We start from the raw sequence: 21,561 nt of genomic DNA, 5'->3' as shown, positions 1-21,561 counted from the left end.
CGGTCTTACGCGATTTCCGCTTCTTCCGTGGAGACGACCCGGTTTCGGCCAGCGCCCTTGGCGCGATAGAGCATCTCGTCGGCGCGCGCCATGGTGGCGGCAAAATCCGTATCCACCGGTTCGTGCGATGCAACGCCGAAGCTCGCCGTCACGCGACCGACGGGAAGCGATGCGAAAGCCTTGGCCTCGACGCCGGCCTGCAGCTCCTGCGCGACCTGTGTGGCGTGTGCGAGAGACGTGGCCGGCAGGATGATGCAGAATTCCTCGCCGCCGGTCCGCGCAAAAAGCGCTGTCGGGGCGATGCTCGCCTTGATGTATCGGGATACGCCGATCAGCACCGAATCGCCGGTCGCATGCCCATGGCGATCGTTGATCGCCTTGAAACGATCGAGGTCGAAGAGGATCAGGGAGAACGGCGCTTTGCCCTTGCGCGATCGCGCCACCTGCTCGGCCGCGCGGGTGACGAGCCAGCGGCGATTGCCGATCGATGTCAGCGCATCGGTGTCGGCTGCCCGCGCGAGATTGTGGATGGCCGTATTGAGCTCCTCCAAGGTCTCCTGAACCTCGATCAGCATCTTTCCCGCCTCGTCGGTGTAATGGCGCGGAAGAGACGGCAGGGTGCGGTTGTCACGGTAGGCTTCAAGTGCACGCGAGGCAGCCAGGATCGGCGCCATCATGCCCCAAACGGTCACGAGCGTGGCGCCTGCCGCAACGAAAGTCGCGGCGAGCAGGACGACAAACTCCCCCCAGAACACCGCACCGGTTGCGGCGCTCCGCGCAATCATGAAAACGCTGAGGGCCAGAAGGGGAATGTGCGTTCCGACGAAACAGACGAGAAGGATGCGGCCGATATAGCTTCGCGGCCAGGGCAGCCGGTTCAGGGCGCTGTAGATGCCCATGTGAGGCTGCTCGCTCTGGGTCGACTGACCATTCATCGTGGGAACCATTTGCAAGGAAGACCGCACGCCCGCGATAAGCGGACAAAAGTGGCAATTCTAGGATTATAAGCTGGAAGACCGACCGTGAACTGACGATGTCGAAAACCAGACAGTCTGGCCGAGTGCTCAATGCTGCAGGCTGCGCTCTGTTCCAGCCGAGTTCGGGCCTTCACGCCGACTGTCGCCGACACGAAAAAAGGCCCGCCCTGTTTCCAGGACGGGCCTTCGATCGAGAGAAGCTCAGAATGTCGGCGATTACATGCCGATTTCGTTGCCCGAGTAATCGATCTTGCCGTCGGCGCCCTTCTTCCAGACATACATGATGTAGTCCGGACGGGTGATATCGCCCTTCTTGTCGTAGGAGATGTCGCCGATGACGGTCTTGAACGGCTTGCCGGCGCTCATGATCGCCGCCATCTTCTTGCCGTCCGGACCGCCTGCCTGCTTGGCGGCTTCGGCCAGGATCTGCGTCGCCGCATAGCTGTAGAGGGTGTAGGCCTCGGGATCGTAGTTCTTGGCCTTGAACTTGGCGACCGCGTCCTTGGCGTTCGGGTTCTTGCGCGGATCGGGCGCGAAGGTCATCAGGGTGCCATCGGCGCCGGGGCCGGCAATCGAGACGAACTCGGCCGACACGATGCCGTCACCCGACATGAGCGGGGCATTGAGGCCCTGATCGCGCATCTGGCGGATGATGAGGCCGGCTTCCGTGTGAAGGCCGCCGAAATAGACGACGTCGACGCCAGCCTGCTTCAGCTTGGACACGAGCGCCGAATAATCCTTCTCGCCCGGGTTCACACCCTCGTAGACGACTTCCTTGAGGCCCTTGGCCGTCATGGCCTTCATGGTCTCGTCGGCGAGGCCCTTGCCGTAGGGGGTCTTGTCGTGAACGACCGCGACCTTCTTGCCCTTGAACTTGTCGGCGAGGTAGCTGCCGGCCACGAGGCCCTGCTGATCGTCGCGGCCGCAGGTGCGGAAGGTGTTCCACATCTTGCGCTCGGTGAATTGCGGGTTTGTCGATGCGGGCGTCACCTGAACGATGCCGGCCTCTTCGTAGACCTGCGAGGCCGGGATCGAGACGCCGGAGTTGAAGTGGCCAACGACCATCTTCACGCCTTCGGCCGCAAACTTGTTGGCCACCGACACACCCTGCTTGGGATCGGACACGTCGTCGCCGACGACCACCACAAGCTTCTGGCCATTGACGCCGCCTGCGGCATTGATGTCCTCGACAGCCTGTTCCACGCCGTTCTTCAGCTGCGCGCCGAACGCGGCGTTGGGGCCCGTGATGGGGCCGGCGACGCCGATCTTGATCTGCGCGTTGGCCGCGCCCGAAAAGGCGAGACCAAGACCGAGCGCAACGCCGGTCAACAGCATTTTTTTCATGAGGTACTCCTCTGGGTGTTCTTGTAAGCCCCCTCCAGGGGGAAAGGTGCGGCAGGCCGCAGGGCCTGCCGTCCGGGTGACATCATGACTCTTTTTGAGCGGAAGTCACGCCGGAATTTAGGGTGTCTCGGGGTCCTGTCGGGGCCATTTCCAAGGGTGTCGAAAGCCCTTCAAGTCATTGAAAAGGATATTTAAAATTCCAAGGGCCAATGCGGTGCCGAACGCTGCCGTTTGGGCACCTTAGCCGTTTGGATGAGGCGTCCTCTCGCGCCAGCTGAACGGACCCGTGCGCTCGTACAGCCAGCGATATTGCGACGTCATCAGCCGGGCGCGGTAATACTGGTAGCCGAGGCTTCCGATGATCAGCAGCACGATGGCGTCGATGGCGTAGAAATGCACCGAGATCAGCGTTCCGCGGAACAGCGCGAAATGGATGAACCGCACGAAGGCCGCGAGGATCAGCAGGTACAACAGCAGGTTCCAGAACGGTCGCCAGGTGATGGCGATCGCGCGGCCCGTCATCCAGGCAGCCCACCCGCCCATGATGACGGTCACGAGCAGGAAGAGCCAGATCGACGGCTCCTCATAAAGGATCCCTTGCATCAGTGATGCCCTCCTTCGAGATAGGCGGCGCGGACCTGCGGGTTCTCCAGCAATTCCCGGCCGGTGCCGCTCATGGTGATGTTGCCGGTCACCATGACGTAGCCGCGATGGGCCAGACGCAGGGCGTGATAGGCGTTCTGCTCGACGAGGAAGATGGTCATGCCGTCCTGCTCGTTGAGCTCCTTGATGATCGCGAAGATCTGCTTGACGATCAGCGGCGCGAGGCCGAGCGATGGCTCATCGAGCAGCAGCAATTTCGGCCGGCTCATGAGGGCGCGGGCGATGGCGAGCATCTGCTGCTCGCCGCCCGACAGGGTGCCGCCGCGCTGCTGCAGCCGCTCCTTCAGGCGCGGGAACAGGGTGCAGACCCGTTCGAGGTCCTGGTCGAAATGCGCCATCTTGTTGATGGAGGCGCCCATCTGCAGGTTCTCGAACACCGACATGCGGCCGAAGATGCGCCGCCCCTCCGGCGATTGCGCGATGGAGAGCTGGGCGATCTGGTGGGTCGGCAGCTGGGTGATGTCCCGGCCCGCATAGGTGATCGTGCCCTCGCGCGCCCGCGGGTTGCCGAAGATGGTCATCATCAGGGTGGATTTCCCCGCCCCGTTGGCGCCGATGAGAGTGACGATCTCGCCCTCGTGGACATCCATGTCCACGCCCTTCAGCGCGATGATGTTGCCGTAATAGGTCTTGACCCCGCGCACGCTGAGAAGCGGCTTGCGGGCCGGATCCGACAGTGTCGTCCCGGCGGGTGTTGGTCCAGCCATGCTCATGCGCCGATCTCCGCTTCGACCTGTTCGATCTCTTCGTCGGCCACGCCCAGATAGGCGGCGATGACGCGGGGATCGTTTCTGATTTCGGACGGGGTGCCGTCCGAAATCTTGGTGCCGTAATCCAGCACCACCACGTGGTCCGAGATTTCCATCACCACGGACATGTCGTGCTCGATGAGCAGGATCGATGTGCCGTGGTCCTTGCGGATCGACAGAAGCAACTCGTTCAGCAGCAGCGATTCACGTGGGTTGAGGCCGGCCGCCGGCTCGTCGAGACACAGCAGCAGCGGGTCGGTGCACATGGCGCGGGCGATCTCGAGCCGCCGCTGCGCCCCATAGGGCAGGTCGCCCGCCGGGTCGTCGGCGCGGTCGATCAGGTCGATCTTCTCGAGCCAGTAGGTGGCCCGCTCGATCGCCTCCCTCTCGGCCTTGCGATAGCCGCCGATGCCGAGCACGCCGAGGAACGTGAAACCTGAGGCGATCATCAGCGAATTGTGCTGCGCCACCAGCAGGTTTTCGAGAACCGTCATGCCCGAAAACAGGCGGATATTCTGGAAGGTCCGCGCGACCTTTGCCTTCCAGTTGATGCTGAAGCCGGGCAGGCGTTCGAGCAGCATGTGGGAGCCGTCCGGCTTGCGCAGGGCGATCATGCCTTCGGTCGGCTTGTAGAAACCGGTGATGCAGTTGAACACCGTCGTCTTGCCGGCCCCGTTGGGGCCGATGAGGGCGGTGATGTCGCCGCGCCCCGCCATGAAGCTGAGGTCGTTGATGGCCACCAGACCGCCGAAGCGCATGGTCAGGTGCTGCACGTCGAGAATGGGATCCTTGAGCCAGCGCATCAGCCGTGACCTTCTTTGACGTGGGAGCTGGAAATCGCCTTGCTCTCCTTGAGAAAGACCGAGGGCTGCCGCTCCGAGATCAGCCCGCGCGGACGCCACACCATCATGGCCACCATGCCCATGCCGAAGAGCAGCAGGCGATATTCGTTGGGATCGAAGCTCTCGCCGAACACCGCCGACAGGAAGCCGAGATTGCGCAGGATTTCAGGGCCGCCCACCAGCACCACGGCACCGATGGCGACACCGATCTGCGAGCCCATGCCGCCGAGCACGACGATGGCGAGGATGATCGCGGATTCGAGGAAGTTGAAGCTTTCCGGCGATACGAAACCCTGCCGCACCGCGAAGAACGAGCCGGCAAAGCCGCCGAACATTGCCCCGATGGCAAAGGCCGTCAGCTTGGTGTTGGTGGTGTTGATGCCCAGCGACCGGCAGGCGATCTCGTCCTCCCGCAAGGCCTCCCAGGCTCGCCCGACCGGCAGCTTGCGCAGGCGCATGGTGACGAAGTTGGTGAGCAGAGCGAGGGCGAGGATGAGATAGTAGAGGAAGATCATCCTCTGCATGCCGTGATACTCGATGCCGAAGAACGCCGCGAAGCCGTCTTCGCCGGACGAAAAGGGCAGGCCGAAGAAGGTCGCGCGCGGGATCGACGAGATGCCCGCGCCGCCATTGGTCAGGTCGGTCCAGTTGATCAGCACGAGGCGGACGATCTCACCGAAGGCCAGCGTCACGATGGCGAGATAATCGCCGCGCAGGCGCAGCACCGGGAAGCCGAGGATGATGCCCCAGAACGCCGCGAGAATGCCGGCGAGCGGCAGGCAGACCCAGAAGGACAGGCCGAAGGTCGTCGACAGCAGCGCGTACGAATAGGCGCCCACCGCGTAGAACGCGACGTAACCGAGATCGAGCAGGCCCGCGAGGCCGACCACGATGTTCAGCCCCCAGCCGAGCATGACATAGGTCAGGATCAGGATGCCGAGATCGACCCAGTAGCGCGATTGGTCGAGGCCACCCTGGATCAGATAGATCAGGAACGGAAAGCTGATGGCGATGCCCAGGAAGAACGGGATGCCGAAGCGGGACACCTTCTGGAAGGCGCTCGGTTCGGCGTGCACGAACTCGGTCGCCTGATGCGCATCCGGCGTTGCCAGCCGGTAGGCCTTCGTGGCGTGGAAGGCGTGCTGCAGCAGGCGGACGCCGAAGATGATGGCGACAAACACCGCCACCAGGCCCCAGCGCGGGCGCAGGAAAATGTCGCCGCCGCTCTGCTCGGTCTTGAAGGCGAGGATCGGGATGGAGAGCCCGAACGCGATGGCACCGGCCTTCAGGGAATCCTTGAGGGCGGCGACGAGGTCGAAACGGACGGGGGCCGACCCATCGTCCGCCGCAATCGTGGAGGGAGCTGTCATGGCGCGGCCCCTAAACTTTTTCGACTTCGGGCCGGCCGAGAATTCCCGACGGCATGAAGATCAGCACGATGGCAAGGATCGAGAACGCGGCCACGTCCTTGTACTCGATGGAGAAATAGGCCGACCAGAAGGTCTCGATCAGGCCGATGATCAGCCCGCCCAACACGGCGCCGGGCAGCGAGCCGATCCCGCCGAGGACCGCGGCCGTGAAGGCCTTCACGCCCGGAACGAAGCCGTCATTGAAGCTCACGACGCCGTAATAGAGCAGGTACATGGTGCCGGCGACGGCGGCCAAGGCCGCGCCGATGACGAAGGTCAGCGAGATGGTGCGGTCGACGTCGATGCCCAGGAGGGCCGCCATCTTGCGATCCTGCTCGCAGGCGCGCTGTGCGCGTCCCAGCGAGGTCTTCTGGACGAGGTACCAGAAGATCGCGAGCAGCACCGCGGTCGTCGCCATGATGACGATCTGCTTGTAGGAGAGCACGACGTTGTAGCCGCTCTCGCCCTGGAACAGCACGATCACATCCCGCATCATCGGGGGGGTGGGCTTGTTACGGGCGCCCTGCGCGACCTGCACGAAGTTCGACAGGAAGATCGACACGCCGATCGCCGAGATCAAAGGCGCGAGGCGGAACGATCCGCGCAAGGGGCGGTAGGCGACCCGCTCGATCGCCCAGCCCCAAAGCGAGGTCAGCACCATGGCGATGACCATCACGATGACCAGGGCCAGCACGATCGACGACATGCCGAGCCAGGTGGTGAGAATGAGGAAGAAGATCAGCGCGATGAAGGCCGAGAGCATGAACACGTCGCCATGGGCGAAGTTGACCATGCCGATGATCCCGAACACCATCGTGTAACCGATTGCGATGAGGCCGTAGATCGACCCCAGGGTCAGCCCATTGATGAGCTGCTGGACGAAAATTTCCATATCCTGCCCTTGCCCCTCTGGATGGGGTCGTTGTTGGGAACGTCACAGCAAAGCACGACGCCTCGGGAAGGCCAAGCCGGACCTAAGGCGGGGGGTCTGTATCAAACCGAATTTCATTCTACAACATTCTGTTAGGAAGCCTATTCATTGACGTTATGGAAGCCGCCGGCGCGCCAAACCGCACGCGGATGCGCCATCCCGTGTCCTCGCCTTCCTTTGGCGTCGCTCTTCGGGTTGATCGCGCAGATTTCGGATGTAGCACAGTTGCTGTGGACAGCGATCCAGCGATCCTGGCCGGAGGCCGCCTATCGGGCGGCCTCGCGTCCCGCGCCCGGCGGATAGGGGCTCCAGCCGGTCAGCTGGACGAACCCGTCCCGAGCCGCGACCACCAGATGGCGACGGTGCCGGTGCACGAGTTGGCCGGGCTTCTCGCTATGAGGCTGGGTCCAGCCGGAGGCGGCCCAGACATGCAGGAGCCGGGAATTGACGGTGGCGAAACTCTCGATGGTGCCGAAGGCGCGTACCGTGCGCAGGATCTCGTCGACGCTGCCGGTCCAGTCGATGGTGCGCTGGGCGGCGCTCATCCGGGGCCAGTAGCTTCCCGCTCCTTGCGGAGACGCCGCCTTCCAAAGGGCGGGCAGGTCGGTTGCCAGCGCGCGTGCGATGTCCTTTGCGGCGAGCTGGCATTTGGCGAGTAGCTGATCGTGGGTTTCGTCTGACCCGGTTGGAAACAGGCGCTGGGCGATGATCGCGCCGGTGTCGAAGGCGGGCTCCATGACATGGGCCGTCATGCCCCATTCGGGCACCTGATCGAGAACCGCCTGGAACAGCGGATACGGCCCCCGGGCTTCAGGCAAGGGAGAGGGGTGGAAATTCACCGCGTAGGGGAGGTGCGTCTCCCACCCCTTGATCAGCCAGGGATAGCCGGCGACGATCAGGGCCTCGCACCGCAACGCGCTCAGTCCGGCCAGATCAGCCGGCTGGATGCGCACGGTCTGAACCGGAATTCTCAGGGCCCGGGCGCGGGCCACGGTGGTGTCGTTGAAATCGTAGACGCGATCGCAGGGCCGGCTGAAAAGCTTCACGGGCGTCCAGCCGGACTCGATCAACGTCTCGAAGACGTCTCCGAGAAAGTCGATCCCCGCGAAGGCAAACCGCATCCGGTCCGCCCCGTCACTGTCGCGAGACGGGCGCGGTCTCGATCGACGCGGTGAGGTTCTTTCGGGGCGTGCGCCCCATGAAGCTGCGGAACACGGTGTTGTTGCGCAACGCTTCCCCGCCGCCGGCCACGAGAAGGTCGATGGTCGCAGGATCGAGGGTGAAGCGGGTCGGGACCGCATCGAGCCGGGCCTTCCATTCCGGCCCGGCATCCGCGAAGGTCACCCGTCCGACCGTGAATGTCACGTCGGCGCACCGCCAGCCGCTCAACGTGCCGCGCAGCTTCAGCACTTCGTCGCTGGAGAGCGAGCAGCGCCAGCGCCGCATGTCGGCCTGCCATTCCTTCATGATGGCCGAGAAGTAGTCGTAGCCGCGGTAGACGCCGGAATCGATGGCGACGTCGGTGACGATGCTGGCGATGTCGATTCCGCCGGGCGACTCGAGGCTGCGCTGCCAATCGCCGGCAGGGCCGCGGCCGGCGTCCACCACCATGTAGAGGAACCGGGTGACCCGCACCGCCTGTTCGGCGGTCATCGGCATGTAGGGCCGATCGCGGCTGCCGCGCTGGAGCGCCAGCGAGGTGACGCCGAAATTGTCGGTCAGGCCGCCATCGAGGAGCTTCACGTACCGGTACTGGGCGGGGTTGGCCCGGTAGCGCATCATGGCAGCGCCGCTGGCCTGCAGGGTTGCGGGGGCAGTCTCCGAGACCGCGCCGCGCTGCATGAATTGCGGGACATGGCCGCCGCAGGTGGCACCGAAATTCTCGACGTTCATCGGGATGAAGACCCCCGGGACAGCAGCGGAGGCCGCGACCGCCTCGGACAGCCTCACCTTGCTGAGGTCGCTGCACAGGATATTGAAGGTGATCGGCTCGAAGACGAAGGGCACGCGGGAATAGATGTCCGATGCCGAAATCCAGACCAGCGGCCGCTTGCGCGCGAACAGGTTGGCGTAGGTGGCGCCGTCGAACACATTCTCGTCGAGCCAGCGCGGGAATTTCGAGCGGTCGTTGGCGCCGCCGTCCTTGAGGATGCGCACCATGCTGGCAATGCCGATATTGGTGTCGAACCCTTGCTCGGCGTCACGATCGAGGAAGCGGGATCGGAACTCCGGCAGGCCCTCGCGGCCCTTCAGGCCGAAATAGGCGGCCGTGACCGAGCCGCCGGAGACGCCCGAGATCAGGTCGACCATCTCGGTCAGCCGTCGTGGGCCTTTGTCGGTCTGGAGTTCGTAGCGGTCGAGCTCGGCCAGCACCCCGTAGGAGAACGCCGAGGCGCGCATGCCTCCGCCCGACAGGGAGACGCCGATCACCGTCGATCCGAACTGGTCGGGTCCCAACGGCCAGCCACCCTGGTCTGCGACACTGAGGATGGGTTCGTTGATCGGTCCATTGAGGACGGAGCTGCCGCAAGCGGACACAGCAAGGGCAGCCGCGGCGGCCAAGAACCGCAGGATCGACCGCTGTCGAAAAACGCCCATTCTGCCACCCCGTCCGCCGTTGCCGTAGTGGAATACGCTGACGTTTACGAAGTCTCAAGTGCAGCGGGGCGACACTGGACCACGAAGTTCCGTTCCGACAGCGAAAGCGTTGAACGTGGTGAAGACGCTCTTTTTGTCGATGCGGTGTCCTGGCGATGGGCTCCATCGCCGCGTGAAGGAGGTCCCCATGGTATCCCGTGACTTCATCCGCCAGCTTGAGGGCTATGGCCTGACGACGGCGAACATTCTTTATCGCCTGCCCGACCATCAGGCGATCCTGCAGACCTATATCTGGCAGGACTACGACGTTGCGCCGCGCTTCCCGGTCTTGCGAGACTTCCTGGATTTCTGGCAGCGGGAACTGGCTGGCCCGCTCCATTCCGTTCAGGTCTGCCACGGGCATCTGATCCGGCCGGCGGAGATCCGCACGGTCAACGGCGAGATCACCTTGCACTGATCGGCGGGAGCGCGATCGCCGATCGCCTCGGACGTCGATCGACGATCGCGCTCCGGCCGGAAACGCGCACTTGGCCCGCCGCCTCAACTCGGGTAGAGAACCGTCTCGTTGAGCGTCCTCGAACTTGCCGGGCCTCCTTGTTATCTGCAGCACGCACTTCTCAAATCCTGACTGCTCTCGCATCGCAGCCGGGCGAGCGCCTGACCGTCCGTGACATCATGGCCGTTCTGCAGGACCGTGCCTTTGCGGTTCTCATCGTTCTGCTGGGCCTGCCCAATTGCCTGCCGATGCCCCCGCCGATCCCGCTGATCTGCGGGTTGCTCCTGGCGCTCGTCGCCGTGCAGATCATCGTCGGGCGCGCGACCCCGTGGCTGCCGGACGTGCTGCTGCGTCGGTCGATTGCCAGTGTCGACGTGGAACGCGCCGTCGCCCGCGCGATGCCGGCCTTCCGCCGCCTGGAGCGGTTTTCCCGGCCGCGCATGACCTTCCTCGACAATCCCATCGCCTCGCGCCTGATGGGAGTCGTCATCCTCATCCTGGCCCTCGGGCTGCTCTTCGCGCCGCCCTTCGTCGGCCAGATCCCGCTCGGCATCGCGGTTTGTCTCGTCGGCCTGGGGCTGGTGGAGCGCGACGGGCTGGTGGTGGCCGGGGGATTGATCGTCGGCTCCGTCGGGCTGACGCTTAGCTTAGGGTTCGTCTACGCGGTCTTTTCGGGCCTCGAGACGCTGTTCTAGCGCGATCCCGCCCAATTCACGCATTTCACGGCCCCCGAGAGCGGATTGATCGTTTTAGGATAACATTGCGATACCGTGTGCGCTATCACACCTCCTTGCTGTTCGTCAGTCCCCTACGGTCCAGGCAATCGACAACTTCCGGGGGCAACAATGGCGCGGTTCAAGACGGTTGCGGGCTCCGGCTACGGCAACCCGTATATCGATTCCCTGATCTGGGGCGGTCGCGTCTGGGACGAGACGGCCGGGCCCATCAAGGTCCATTTCGTCGCTCCTTTCGACAAGAACGGCGACCTCTCCGATGAGGCCATCAACGCCAGCGACTTCCACAATGGCACGCACGGACGGCTCGAGGATCAGTCCGGGGATCAGCTCATGTCCTGGAACGCCAGGGAAGTCGGGGCCTTCGTCGATACCTACAGCAAGTATGCGTCGGTCTGCGGTCTGAAGTTCGACTTCAGTGACCTGGCCCACGCGGACATTGCCTTGTGGAAGGCCGATCTTGGTTTTCTCGGCAGCGAGGATTCCGTCGTCCTCGGCGTCCACGAACCGGTCGGCGCCATGATCGTCGGTTCGGACGGAAAGTCCGTGCTGCCAAATCAGCTCTGGGGCTATTTCAATGGTGCGGCCGATGGCTGGCAGTCGCTTTCGCCTGGCGGCGATGGCCGCAACACCGTGGTGCACGAGATCGGTCATTCCCTCGGCCTGGCGCATCCGCATGACGGCGGCAGCCAGGCCGACGCGACGACGTTCCCGGGTGTGGCTCAATCGGACGACCGGGGTATTCTGGGGCTGAACCAGGGAATCTGGACCGTCATGTCCTACAATGCCGGTTTAGACTCCGCGCCCCACGATAAGGAATTTGGAGCCCAGAGTGCCCTCGGCGCGCTGGATATCAAGGCGTTGCAGGTTCTCTATGGGGCCAATTATGGCAACGCGCTGGGCGACGACGTCTACACCCTGCCGACCACGAATGCGGCGGGGACTGGATGGTCCTGCATCTGGGATGCGGGCGGGATCGACACGATCAACGGCGCTGGCGAGACGGGCGCGGTCGTCATCGACCTCAGAGAGGCAACCCTTGATCCCGCCGATCCTAATGCGGCCGGCTTCGTGTCGGCTCCGTTCGGTGTCGCGGGTGGCTTTACGATTGCGAACGGGGCCGTGATCGAGAACGCCATCGGGGGCGCGGGCAACGATGTACTCGGCGGAAATCTGGCATCGAACAACCTCAGTGGCGGCGGTGGCGCCGATATGATGGTCGCCGGAGACGGCAGGGATACCCTGACAGGCGGCGCCGGCAACGACACCTTCATCTTCAATCTTCGCGCCACGAAGGCGGGCACGGACCGCATCACCGATATGAAGCCCAAGGCCGACGTGATCTGGCTCGACAACATCGCGTTCAAGACACTGGGCCGGAAGGGCTCGGTCGATGTCCCCGCCAAGGTCAATCCGAAGATGTTCTGTGTCGGGCTGAAAGCCAAGGACAAGGACGACCACATCATCTACGACAAATTTCATGGCGTGCTGTATTATGACGACGACGGCACGGGCAAACACGCTGAAGTGGCAGTGGCGAACCTGTCCAAGAACCTGAAGCTGGCCGCGTCCGATTTTCGCGTGGTGTGAGCAAAATGCGCAGGGCCAGGACTTCGCCGCTGGTCCGCCCGCCGGCGCAACAGCCGGTCGACGAGCCTTGCATCGCCGTCAATCGCTCACGAAAGCCACAGCTTCGCCATTGACGCACCCGACCGGCTCTGACTAGTCCTAACGAAGCGGAAGCATCAGAAGGACGTGGACTTTATGAACCCGGTTGCCAGGATCCTGTCTCGCGTCGGTTTGCGACGCTCCCCCGTCAAGATCGGCGCTGCGCTCGCCGTCGTGGCCATGCTGGCAGGCTGCCAGACGGCCGATGTCGGGCCCGTGGATACGACCGGCCATCAGGCGACGGTCGTGACGGCGGCCCCCGTGTCGACCATCCAGGAAGTCCTGGTCTATCAGGCCATCAACAATCGCGGTCAGGTTCTGTCGCAGACCCCCACCATGCTGGTGATCGATGCTCGGCCGAACGATTTTCTCTACATCATGACGCGAAAGAGCTGGGACCCGGCAGCACGGGCCCGGGTCACCTATCTGTTCAGCCAGAAGGACGGCCGCACCGTGGTGACGGCCAATGCCTCGCTGGTGACCAACCGGGGCGGGCCGACCCAGGAGGTGATGGATTTCAACAACGACCCGGATGTGGCGGCTGGCCTCCAGCGCCGTCTCGCCGAGGCCGTCGCGAAAGCGAGCTGACGGCCGGCAGCGCCGCCGGCGTCAAATGAGCTTCAGCCCTTTGAGGCTCGCATGGCCGTCCCGGCCGACGATGATGTGGTCGTGAACCGCAATGCCCAATGGACCCGCGATCTCGATGATGTCGCGGGTCATCTTCACATCCGCCGACGAGGGGGTCGGGTCCCCGCTCGGATGGTTATGGACGAGAATCAACGCCGTGGCCGAAAGCTCGAGCGCCCGCTTGACCACTTCCCGCGGATAGACCGGCGTGTGATCGACCGTGCCCGATTGCTGCACCTCGTCGGCGATGAGCGCATTGCGCTTGTCGAGGAAGAGCAGGCGAAACTGCTCCTTGTCCATGAACGCCATGGCGGTGCGACAGTAATCGATGACCGAGGCCCAGGATGACAGGACGGTGCGTTTGGCCACCGCGCCCTTGGCGAGCCTGCGGGCCGAGGCCTCGACGATCTTGAGGTCGACGATCGCGCTGTCGCCGAGTCCGTCGATCTCGGCCAGCCGGTTGGGCGGTGCGGCCAGAACCTCCGCGAAGGTCCCGAAGCGCTTCAACAGCTCCTTGGCCAAAGGCTTGACGTCCCGGCGCGGGATCGACCGGAACAGGACCAGCTCGAGCAGCTCGTAATCGGGCAGGCCATCGCCCCCGACCTCGGTGAACCGCGCGCGCAGGCGGTCGCGATGGCCGTGGTAATGCGGCGTGTCGTCCGACGCGCTCATGGGGCGGAATAAGGCGGCTGATCGAGCCCCTTCGGCGACAGGGTGAAAATCTCGACGCCGGTTTCGGTGACGCCGACCGTGTGTTCGAACTGGGCCGACAGGGACCGGTCCCGGGTGACGGCGGTCCACCCGTCGGACAGCACCTTCACCTGCGGCCGGCCGAGATTGATCATCGGCTCGACAGTAAACAGCATGCCGGCCTTCAGCTCGATATTATAGGACGGCTCGACGTAATGGAGGATCGTCGGCGAATCGTGGAACACGCGGCCGAGACCGTGGCCGCAGAAATCGCGCACCACCGAGCACCGCTCCGCCTCCGCGAAGGTCTGGATGGCGGCTCCGATATCGTTCGTCCAGGCGCCGGGCTTGATCGCCGCGATCCCGCGCATGAGGCACTCGTACGTGATCTCGCACAGGCGCTGGGCGCGCCGGGGCACCTCGCCCACATAATACATGCGGCTCGAATCCCCGTACCACCCGTCGAGGATCAGGGTGACGTCGATATTCATGATGTCGCCGTCGCGCAGCGGCTTGTCGTTGGGGATGCCGTGGCAGACCACGTGGTTGATCGAGGTGCAGGTGGATTTGGTGTAGCCGCGATAATGGAGCGTCGCCGGGTAGGCGCCGTGATCGCGCGCGAAATCGAAGACGAGCTTGTCGAGATGGTCCGTGGTGACGCCGGGCGCGACCTCGCCGACGAGCATGTCGAGGGCTTCGGCCGTCAGCTGGCCGGCGCGCCGCATCGCCGCAAAGGCCTCGGGTCCGTGCAGGGGGATCTGGGAGCTGCGCTTGCGCCCCACGGTGTCGGTTTCAGTCATCGGAAGCCCTTGAAGTCATGCCCGAATGTAGGGATTGGCGCGCGCCGCGCAAGCGGCGAGACAGCCCGCCCCACCGTTACCCCCCCGCCGCGCGACCTTGCGAATGGGACCCTGGAGTGTCATGACCGTCCCACATTTCAAGCCTCAACGGCTCCAGGTTACTAACATGAACGATCCACGCCCCTTTGGGGCCTATACGCCGTCCGGCTTTGCCAAGTGGTCCCTTGAGCGCACCCGGGGGTTCTCACATCGCTGGTTCGCCCGCCGGATCGCCTTCATGCTGCGGCGACTGGCCGTGTGGTCTCTCCGGGGAAAGCCCCTCGATGTCGAGAGCCTGGGCGCGCGAATGCGGCTTTATCCCTATAACAATGTCTGTGAAAAGCGGATTCTCTTCACGCCGCAATTCTTCGATCCGCAGGAACTGGCCCTCCTCGAATCGCGGATCACGCCGAATTTCACCTTCGTGGATGTGGGCGCGAATGTGGGCGGTTACGCCCTCTTCGTCGCCGGCAAGGCCGGACCTTCGGCGCGCATTCTGGCGCTGGAGCCGCAGCCCGAGATTTTCGACCGCCTGACCTACAACATCCGCCAGAACCCGTTCGGGACCATCAAGGCCATCGCCTGCGCGGTCGCTGACAAGACCGGCGACCTCACCCTGTTTCTCGACCCGCGCAACAAGGGCGAGTCGAGCGTGAAGATCGTGGGGCCGAGCGAGGCGGACGCGATCCGCGTCCCCGCCGTCACCCTGCTCGATCTGCTGACCGGCGAGCATTTCAGCCGCGTCGATGCCATCAAGCTCGACGTGGAGGGCGCCGAAGACCTCATCCTCGACCCGTTTTTTCGCGATGCTCCGGAATCGCTCTATCCACGGCTGTTCTTCATCGAGAACGGCCGCGACCAGTGGCAGATCGACCTGCCCAAGCTTCTGGAAAGCAAGAGCTACCGGCTGATCCTGCACACCCGGCTCAACATCGTCTACGAACGAGGCTGAACACCCCCGCCTTTAGTGGAGGGGCGCGGATGCATCGGCGCCCGGCTTATCGTGACGGCCGAACCGGTCGATGATCGTGGCGGTGGCGTCGTTCAGCCCGATGACGGTAACGACGGCTCCGTTGCGGCGGAACTTCAACACAGCCTTGTCGAGCGCGCCCACCGCCGAAATATCCCAGAAATGCGCGTGGGTGAGATCGATGACCACCCGGTCGGGCCGGATCTCGAAATCGAACCCGGCGAGAAAGGCCTCGGCGGAGGCGAAGAAGATCTGGCCGCGAACCTCGCAGACCAGTTCCCGCCCGTCCGGTGAAAGCCGCTTCCCGACCGAGACGAGGCGGGCAACCTTGCCGGCGAAGAACACCCCGGACAGCAACACCCCGACAAGGACGCCTTTGGCGAGATCGTGGGTCGCCACGACCGTCACCACGGTTGCCAGCATGACGACCGACGAGCTTGCGGGATTGCGCCGCAGGTCGAGAACGGACCGCCAGGAAAACGTCCCGATCGACACCATGATCATCACGGCCACAAGCGCCGCCATCGGGATGATCCGCACGAGATCATCGAGGACGAGGATCAGGAACAGCAGGAAGGCCCCCGCCACGAAGGTGGACAGGCGGCCGCGTCCACCCGACGTCACGTTGATGACGGACTGGCCGATCATGGCGCATCCGCCCATGCCGCCGATCAAGGCCGAGGCGATGTTGGAGGCGCCCTGTCCCACGCATTCCCGGCTCTTGTTGCTCGGGGTGTCCGTCATATCGTCGACGATCTGTGCCGTCAGGAGCGATTCCAGCAGGCCGACCGCCGCGAGCGTGACCGCATAGGGAAAGATGATCCGCAGCGTCTCGAGGGTGAACGGCACCTGCGGCAGGGCGACCATGGGCAGGCTGGACGGCAACTCGCCGAGGTCGCCGACCGTTCGCAGGTCCATCCCCGTCCACCACGCAAGGGCGGTTAGAGCCGCGATGGCGACGAGCGGCGAGGGGATTGCCTTCGTCACCAGTGGAAACAGGTAGATGATGGCAAGCCCGCCCGCGATCATGGCATAGGTCGCCATCGGAACCCCGATCAACTCGGGCAATTGCGCCATGAAGATCAGGACGGCGAGCGCGTTGACGAAGCCGGTGATGACCGAACGGGAGACGAACCGCATCAGCCGGCCGAGCCTGAGGAAGCCCGCCCCGATCTGAAGGATGCCCATGAGGATGGTCGCGGCGAACAGGTAGGGCAGGCCGTGATCGCGCACGAGGCTGACCATGAGGATCGCGGTCGCTGCCGTGGCGGCCGAGATCATGCCGGGCCGGCCGCCCGCGAAAGCGGACACGCAGGCGATGGCGAAGGAGGCAAAGAGGCCGACTTTCGGGTCGACCCCGGCAATGACCGAGAACCCGATGGCTTCCGGGATCAGGGCCAGGGCGACAACGATGCCGGACAGGAGATCGCCGCGAATGTTCGAAAACCATTCGCGATAAGCTTTGGAGTGGTGGTTCATGAGTGAAAATTTCCGCAACAGACGCGCGCCCTCGGCCGTGGCGGGGACGCTTCATCGAGTCAGTGTGCGTGGTCCGGCGGATTGGCGGCCGGAAGAGCCACCCGGATTTTCACCGGGTCCAGTCGAGTGACAGTTCCATAACCTGAGGACCAGCCGTAACGCAAGATCCCGCCGTCTCATGCCTCGGCTGCATGGCACGAAGGCGGCGTGAGGATCTCCACCGGGCGCTCGATCACGACCCCCTCCGGGCTCATCCGGCACACATACGCGTAGGATTCCACGCCCTTTGCCAGCGCGTGGCGAAAGGCTCGATCGTAGGCGGGGTCGATGTCCCGGGCGACGTCGAAGCGATCGGCCTCCATCTGGATCACATAAACCAGCGCCGCTCGGGCGCCGGATTCGACCATGTCGACCAGTTCGTAGAGATGCTTGGCGCTGCGCGCGGCGATGCAGTCTGGAAATTCCGCGAAGCCCGGCTCGCGCATCAGGTGGCAGTTCTTGACCTCGAGATAACAAGGCGCGGCGCCGTCTCTTTCCAGCAGGAAATCGATGCGGCTGTTGCGGCCGTATTTCACCTCCGGCCGGATGCGGTCGTAGCCGACGAAAGGCGCGAGTTTGCCATCCCGCAGGGCTTCGGCCACCAGGCGATTGGGGCTCGAGGTGTTGATGCCCACCCATTGCAGCGAGCCACCGCCGGCCGCGACCTCCACCAATTCCCAGTTATACGCGAGCTTGCGCTTGGGATTGTCGGCGCGCGACAGGAGAACCCGGCTTCCCGGCTCCTTCAGCCCGAGCATCGCGCCGGGATTGGCACAATGGGCCGTCACCACCGATCCGTCCGGCAGCAGGATGTCGGCCAGGAAGCGCTTGTAGCGCAGGATCAGCCGGCCTTCGATCAGAGGATGGGGAAACCGCATCGGGGACTTTCGCTCACGGCCTGTCTCGTATCAGCCCGGGCGCAGGGCCTTCAAGCGGTCAGCCACGCTACCCTCCCTGAACGGCGCGGACCTCCGTTTCCTGTCGATGAGGCTGGCATTGACGCCATAATGAGGCTAAACGCCCTCAAAAGGAGCCTCTTTGCATGGCCGCCTCCGTAACTGCTGCGCTCTTGATCATCGGCGACGAGATTCTCTCGGGCCGGACGAAGGACAAGAATATCGGCTACATCGCCGAGTATCTGACCGGCATGGGGGTGGAGCTGCGCGAGGTGCGGGTCGTTCCGGATGACGAGGCCGAGATCGTCGCGGCCCTCAATGCCCTTCGGGCACGCTACACCTACCTGTTCACGACCGGCGGCATCGGGCCCACCCACGACGACATCACGGCCGATTGCGTCGCCAAAGCGTTTGGCGTCTCCATCGATGTCGATCCGCGCGCGGTCGCCATGATGCGGCAACGCTATCAGCCGGAAGACCTGAACGAGGCGCGGCTTCGGATGGCCCGCATTCCGGCCGGTGCCGACCTGATCGAGAACATCATCTCGAAGGCGCCCGGCTTCCGGATCGGCAATGTGTTTGTGATGGCGGGCGTGCCAGCCATCATGCAATCCATGCTCGACAGCATCGCGCCGAGCCTATCCACCGGCACGCCGGTGATCGCCGAGGCGATCGAGGCCGAGGGCATTCCCGAGGGGATCTATGCCCAAGGGCTCGGCGAGATCGCCGCGGCCCGCCCGACCGTCTCGATCGGCTCCTACCCGTCCTTTTCGGCGACCGGCTTCCGCAACCAGATCGTCGTGCGCGGCAAGGATCCGGGCGCTGTTGCCGACGCGGTCGCGGCCGTCCACGATCTTCTCCGTCGCTTGAAGAGCGATGGAGCGCCTCTCTAGACTGTTTCCTTCATCGCACCACGCCAATGAGTCCGCTGATGTCGCCTTCCTCACCCAAAGCCTTCCCCGTTTCCTGGGACCAGTTTCACCGGGACGCCCGCGCACTTGCCTGGCGGCTGGCTGCCGCCGGTCCCTTCGAGGCGATCGTCTGCATCACCCGGGGCGGCCTCGTGCCCGCCGCCATTGTGTCCCGGGAGCTCGACATCCGTCTGATCGAGAGCGTCTGCATCGCCAGCTATCACGACTACAAGAGCCAGGGGGAGCTGCGCGTGCTCAAGGACATCGCGCCCTCCATCAAGGCGCTGGGCGACGGCACGGGCAAGGGTGTGCTGGTCGTCGACGACCTCACCGATACCGGCAAGACGGCCCGGATGGTGCGCGACATGCTGCCCAACGCGCATTTCGCCACCGTCTACGCCAAACCGGCCGGCCGCCCCGTGATCGACACATTCGTCACCGAGGTCAGTCAGGACACCTGGATCTATTTCCCGTGGGATATGGGCCTCGCCTATCAGGCCCCGATCAACGAGAACTCGGCAGGCTGACACGAGACGACCGGCGACCCGACACTCCTGTCGGGCAAAAAGCCGGCGCTCATCATCGGGGGAGAGAGCCTTGGCCGAATTCGACCTGGCGCGAACGCGCAAGAGCCTGTTTGGCGCGCTGATCGACGCCCGCGACACCTTCGGCCGCAACAAGGAGGCGCTCGAGGACCCCGAACGTCAGCCGATCACCTATGGCCGCCTGATCCTGGGCGCGCTGGTGCTGGGCCGGAAACTCGCCGGCGTGACCAAACCCCGCGAGAATGTCGGCGTGCTGCTTCCCAATGTGCAGACGCTGCCCATCGTCCTGTTTGGCCTCAATGCCTTCGGTCGCGTGCCGGCGCTCCTGAACTTCACGGCCGGAACACGCAACCTGAAAGCCGCCTGCGAGGTCGCCCGCATCGAGACCATCGTGACCTCGCGGCGATTCGTCGAACAGGGCAAGCTCGATGACGTGCTGGCCGCCATCGCCGACGGGCGCCGTGTCGTCTGGCTCGAAGATATCCGCAAGGAGATCACGAGCCTCGACAAGGTCCGCGGGCTGGTCGAAAGCTGGATGGCTCGCGCGGTCCACAAGCGCGCCCGGACCGAGCCCGATGATCCCGCCGTCGTGCTCTTCACCTCCGGCTCGGAGGGCAAGCCCAAGGGCGTGGTGCTTTCCAACGCGAATCTCGTGGCCAATGCCTATCAGGTCAAAGCCCATGCGGGGGACGTCCTGAGCCCCGGCGACGTCTTCTTCAATCCCCTGCCGATCTTCCATTCCTTCGGCCTGACGGCCGGCCTGCTGACCTCGATGCTGAACGGCATCAAGGTCGTGCTCTACCCCAGCCCGCTCCATTACCGGCAGATTCCGAAACTCATCGCCGGCACCAAATCCACCGTGCTGCTTGCCACCGACACTTTTCTCCAGGGCTATGCCCGGGCGGCCGACGCCGAGGATCTCGCCACGGTCCGCTTCGTGATTGCCGGCGCCGAGCGGGTCAAGGAGGATACGCGAAAGCTCTGGCTGCGGCACGGCACCATCATTCTCGAAGGCTACGGCGCGACCGAATGCGCTCCCGTGGTGGCCTGCAGCCTCCCGGAACGCAATCAGCCGGGCTCGGTCGGCCCGTTCCTGCCCGGCATCGAATGGCGGCTGTCGCCGGTCGAGGGCCTGAACGAGGGCGGACGGCTGAGCGTGCGCGGCCCGAATGTGATGCAGGGCTATCTCGACCCGGAGGCGCCCGGTGGCATCGCGCCGCCCGAGGAGGGCTGGCACGACATGGGCGACATCGTGTCCGTCGAGGACGGCATGGTGCGAATCCTCGGGCGCGCCAAGCGGTTCGCGAAAGTCGGCGGCGAGATGATCTCGCTGGCCGCCATCGAGACGGTGGCCCAGAGCCTGTGGCCGGAATTCAACCACGTGGTGGTGGCCCTGCCGGATCCCCGCAAAGGGGAGCAGGTGGTGCTGATCACCGACATGCCCCATGCCGACCGCGACAGCCTCATGGCCCATGCGCGCGAGCAGGGCTTTCCGGAGCTGTGGGTGCCGCGGGCGATCCTCATTTCCAGCATTCCCGTCCTCGGGTCGGGCAAGACCGATTACGCCGCCGCAGTCGAGATGGCGCGCCGGTTGCAGACCATGCTCTGAGACCGCACAGCCCCGTAGCCGGTCAAAACCGCGTGTGGGACCTTGTCGGATCAGCCCTTTGCCTCATGTGGCAGGGAGCGGCTCGGTGTGAGAGCCCACTTGGGAAAACGGATCATGAAAATCATCGTCTTCGCCCTCACGCTTGCCGCCTGCGCCACGCCGGTGCTGGCCCAGCAGCGGCCGATGACGCCCGGCATGCCCTGTGCCCAGGCCCAGCAACTGGTCGCCCGCAACGGCGCCATCGTCCTGGGGACGGGGACCTATACCTACGATCGCTATGTGCGCGACCAGAGTTTCTGCCAGCGCGACGAAAGCCTCGAGCCCGTCTGGGTGCCTACCCGCGATACGCCCCAATGCCCGGTCGGCTATCGCTGTCGCAGCGGACAACTGGACTTCTTCGGCGACTGATCCTCCCCGATCGAATCGGTTCGGCGTGTGCACCGCGCCCCGGCTCCACATGCCGCAGCGGCAGTTGCTGTTGAAAATTTGACACACTGGACGAGAAACCTCGTGCAGTGCGATTGCGTGCCCGGTTTCTAGGCACA

The 21,561-nt window shown here is 64.4% G+C and carries 22 protein-coding genes and 1 other annotated feature; of the genes, 9 read left to right on the top strand and 13 right to left on the bottom strand.

The features are described from left to right. Positions 1-5: 5 nt before the first annotated feature. From J4G32_RS03725 to J4G32_RS03685, 9 genes are all read right to left on the bottom strand, one after another. The gene (locus tag J4G32_RS03725) at positions 6-935 is read right to left on the bottom strand and encodes a sensor domain-containing diguanylate cyclase (protein WP_210484584.1); all 930 of its coding nucleotides are present in this window, start codon (positions 933-935) and stop codon (positions 6-8) included. Positions 936-1,193: 258 nt separating this feature from the next. Next, positions 1,194-2,321 (bottom strand): branched-chain amino acid ABC transporter substrate-binding protein, encoded by a 1,128-nt coding sequence (locus tag J4G32_RS03720; RefSeq protein WP_210484582.1) that lies wholly within the window; start codon positions 2,319-2,321, stop codon positions 1,194-1,196. Positions 2,322-2,561: 240 nt separating this feature from the next. Next, positions 2,562-2,924 carry a DUF6867 family protein gene (locus tag J4G32_RS03715; protein WP_210484580.1) on the bottom strand — a complete coding sequence of 121 codons (363 nt, stop codon included), beginning with the start codon at positions 2,922-2,924 and terminating at the stop codon, positions 2,562-2,564. After that, positions 2,924-3,697: an ABC transporter ATP-binding protein gene (locus tag J4G32_RS03710; RefSeq protein ID WP_246504750.1), complete on the bottom strand. Its 774-nt coding sequence runs from the start codon at positions 3,695-3,697 to the stop codon at positions 2,924-2,926. The genes J4G32_RS03715 and J4G32_RS03710 overlap by 1 nt, the downstream gene beginning before the upstream one ends. Then, positions 3,694-4,536 carry an ABC transporter ATP-binding protein gene (locus J4G32_RS03705; RefSeq protein WP_210484579.1) on the bottom strand — a complete coding sequence of 281 codons (843 nt, stop codon included), beginning with the start codon at positions 4,534-4,536 and terminating at the stop codon, positions 3,694-3,696. Before J4G32_RS03705 ends, J4G32_RS03710 begins: the two co-directional genes overlap by 4 nt. Continuing rightward, positions 4,536-5,945 carry a high-affinity branched-chain amino acid ABC transporter permease LivM gene (gene livM / locus J4G32_RS03700; protein ID WP_210484577.1) on the bottom strand — a complete coding sequence of 470 codons (1,410 nt, stop codon included), beginning with the start codon at positions 5,943-5,945 and terminating at the stop codon, positions 4,536-4,538. Before livM ends, J4G32_RS03705 begins: the two co-directional genes overlap by 1 nt. Positions 5,946-5,955: 10 nt before the next feature. Next, on the bottom strand, positions 5,956-6,876 hold the full coding sequence (locus J4G32_RS03695; protein WP_210484576.1) for a branched-chain amino acid ABC transporter permease: 921 nt from the start codon (positions 6,874-6,876) through the stop codon (positions 5,956-5,958). 305 nt (positions 6,877-7,181) lie between these two features. Further along, positions 7,182-8,036: a methionyl-tRNA formyltransferase gene (locus tag J4G32_RS03690; protein ID WP_210484574.1), complete on the bottom strand. Its 855-nt coding sequence runs from the start codon at positions 8,034-8,036 to the stop codon at positions 7,182-7,184. A 13-nt stretch (positions 8,037-8,049) separates the two neighbouring features. Beyond that, positions 8,050-9,513 carry a patatin-like phospholipase family protein gene (locus J4G32_RS03685; RefSeq protein ID WP_210484572.1) on the bottom strand — a complete coding sequence of 488 codons (1,464 nt, stop codon included), beginning with the start codon at positions 9,511-9,513 and terminating at the stop codon, positions 8,050-8,052. A 187-nt stretch (positions 9,514-9,700) separates the two neighbouring features. On the opposite strand from J4G32_RS03685, the gene J4G32_RS03680 reads away from it, so the two are divergent. From J4G32_RS03680 to J4G32_RS03665, 4 genes are all read left to right on the top strand, one after another. Beyond that, positions 9,701-9,970, top strand: coding sequence for an usg protein (locus tag J4G32_RS03680; protein ID WP_210484570.1), 270 nt, complete (start codon positions 9,701-9,703; stop codon positions 9,968-9,970). A 218-nt stretch (positions 9,971-10,188) separates the two neighbouring features. Further along, positions 10,189-10,704, top strand: coding sequence for an exopolysaccharide biosynthesis protein (locus J4G32_RS03675; RefSeq protein ID WP_246504749.1), 516 nt, complete (start codon positions 10,189-10,191; stop codon positions 10,702-10,704). A gap of 150 nt (positions 10,705-10,854) precedes the next feature. Beyond that, on the top strand, positions 10,855-12,333 hold the full coding sequence (locus tag J4G32_RS03670; RefSeq protein WP_210484567.1) for a M10 family metallopeptidase C-terminal domain-containing protein: 1,479 nt from the start codon (positions 10,855-10,857) through the stop codon (positions 12,331-12,333). 174 nt (positions 12,334-12,507) lie between these two features. Then, positions 12,508-12,999: a hypothetical protein gene (locus tag J4G32_RS03665; protein ID WP_210484565.1), complete on the top strand. Its 492-nt coding sequence runs from the start codon at positions 12,508-12,510 to the stop codon at positions 12,997-12,999. 21 nt (positions 13,000-13,020) lie between these two features. Here the strand turns inward: J4G32_RS03665 and radC are convergent, their stop codons facing one another. Continuing rightward, on the bottom strand, positions 13,021-13,710 hold the full coding sequence (gene radC / locus J4G32_RS03660) for a RadC family protein (RefSeq protein ID WP_210484563.1): 690 nt from the start codon (positions 13,708-13,710) through the stop codon (positions 13,021-13,023). Continuing rightward, positions 13,707-14,528 carry a type I methionyl aminopeptidase gene (gene map, locus J4G32_RS03655; RefSeq protein WP_210484561.1) on the bottom strand — a complete coding sequence of 274 codons (822 nt, stop codon included), beginning with the start codon at positions 14,526-14,528 and terminating at the stop codon, positions 13,707-13,709. The genes radC and map overlap by 4 nt, the downstream gene beginning before the upstream one ends. 166 nt (positions 14,529-14,694) lie before the next feature. Between map and J4G32_RS03650 the strand changes: the two genes are divergently transcribed. Continuing rightward, positions 14,695-15,519 carry an FkbM family methyltransferase gene (locus J4G32_RS03650; RefSeq protein WP_210484560.1) on the top strand — a complete coding sequence of 275 codons (825 nt, stop codon included), beginning with the start codon at positions 14,695-14,697 and terminating at the stop codon, positions 15,517-15,519. 12 nt (positions 15,520-15,531) lie between these two features. On the opposite strand, the gene J4G32_RS03645 is transcribed toward J4G32_RS03650, so the two are convergent. Together J4G32_RS03645 and sfsA are read right to left on the bottom strand one after the other, a co-directional pair. After that, entirely contained in the window at positions 15,532-17,016 is a 1,485-nt protein-coding gene (locus J4G32_RS03645) for a SulP family inorganic anion transporter (RefSeq protein ID WP_210484559.1), read from the bottom strand. A 67-nt stretch (positions 17,017-17,083) separates the two neighbouring features. Beyond that, positions 17,084-17,139, bottom strand: a sequence feature (sul1 is cis-regulatory element that is thought to sense ions involved in sulfur or methionine metabolism; They are found in Alphaproteobacteria). Positions 17,140-17,192: 53 nt separating this feature from the next. Next, the gene (sfsA, locus tag J4G32_RS03640; RefSeq protein WP_210484558.1) at positions 17,193-17,933 is read right to left on the bottom strand and encodes a DNA/RNA nuclease SfsA; all 741 of its coding nucleotides are present in this window, start codon (positions 17,931-17,933) and stop codon (positions 17,193-17,195) included. Positions 17,934-18,097: 164 nt separating this feature from the next. On the opposite strand from sfsA, the gene J4G32_RS03635 reads away from it, so the two are divergent. The 4 genes from J4G32_RS03635 to J4G32_RS03620 all read left to right on the top strand — a co-directional run bounded on the left by J4G32_RS03635 (position 18,098) and on the right by J4G32_RS03620 (position 21,424). Further along, the gene (locus J4G32_RS03635) at positions 18,098-18,844 is read left to right on the top strand and encodes a competence/damage-inducible protein A (RefSeq protein ID WP_210484556.1); all 747 of its coding nucleotides are present in this window, start codon (positions 18,098-18,100) and stop codon (positions 18,842-18,844) included. A 38-nt stretch (positions 18,845-18,882) separates the two neighbouring features. Further along, complete coding sequence (gene gpt, locus J4G32_RS03630; RefSeq protein WP_210484554.1) at positions 18,883-19,389, top strand: xanthine phosphoribosyltransferase; 507 nt, start codon at positions 18,883-18,885, stop codon at positions 19,387-19,389. Positions 19,390-19,459: 70 nt separating this feature from the next. Continuing rightward, positions 19,460-21,016, top strand: a complete 1,557-nt coding sequence (locus J4G32_RS03625; RefSeq protein WP_210484553.1) for an AMP-binding protein — start codon at positions 19,460-19,462, stop codon at positions 21,014-21,016. Between the two features lie 114 nt (positions 21,017-21,130). Then, positions 21,131-21,424 (top strand): hypothetical protein, encoded by a 294-nt coding sequence (locus J4G32_RS03620; protein ID WP_210484551.1) that lies wholly within the window; start codon positions 21,131-21,133, stop codon positions 21,422-21,424. Positions 21,425-21,561 lie beyond the last annotated feature (137 nt).

Origin of the sequence: Microvirga antarctica (assembly GCF_017921815.1) — a bacterium.
Taxonomy (GTDB): domain Bacteria; phylum Pseudomonadota; class Alphaproteobacteria; order Rhizobiales; family Beijerinckiaceae; genus Microvirga; species Microvirga antarctica.
This window is presented reverse-complemented; position numbering and strand designations above follow the sequence as displayed.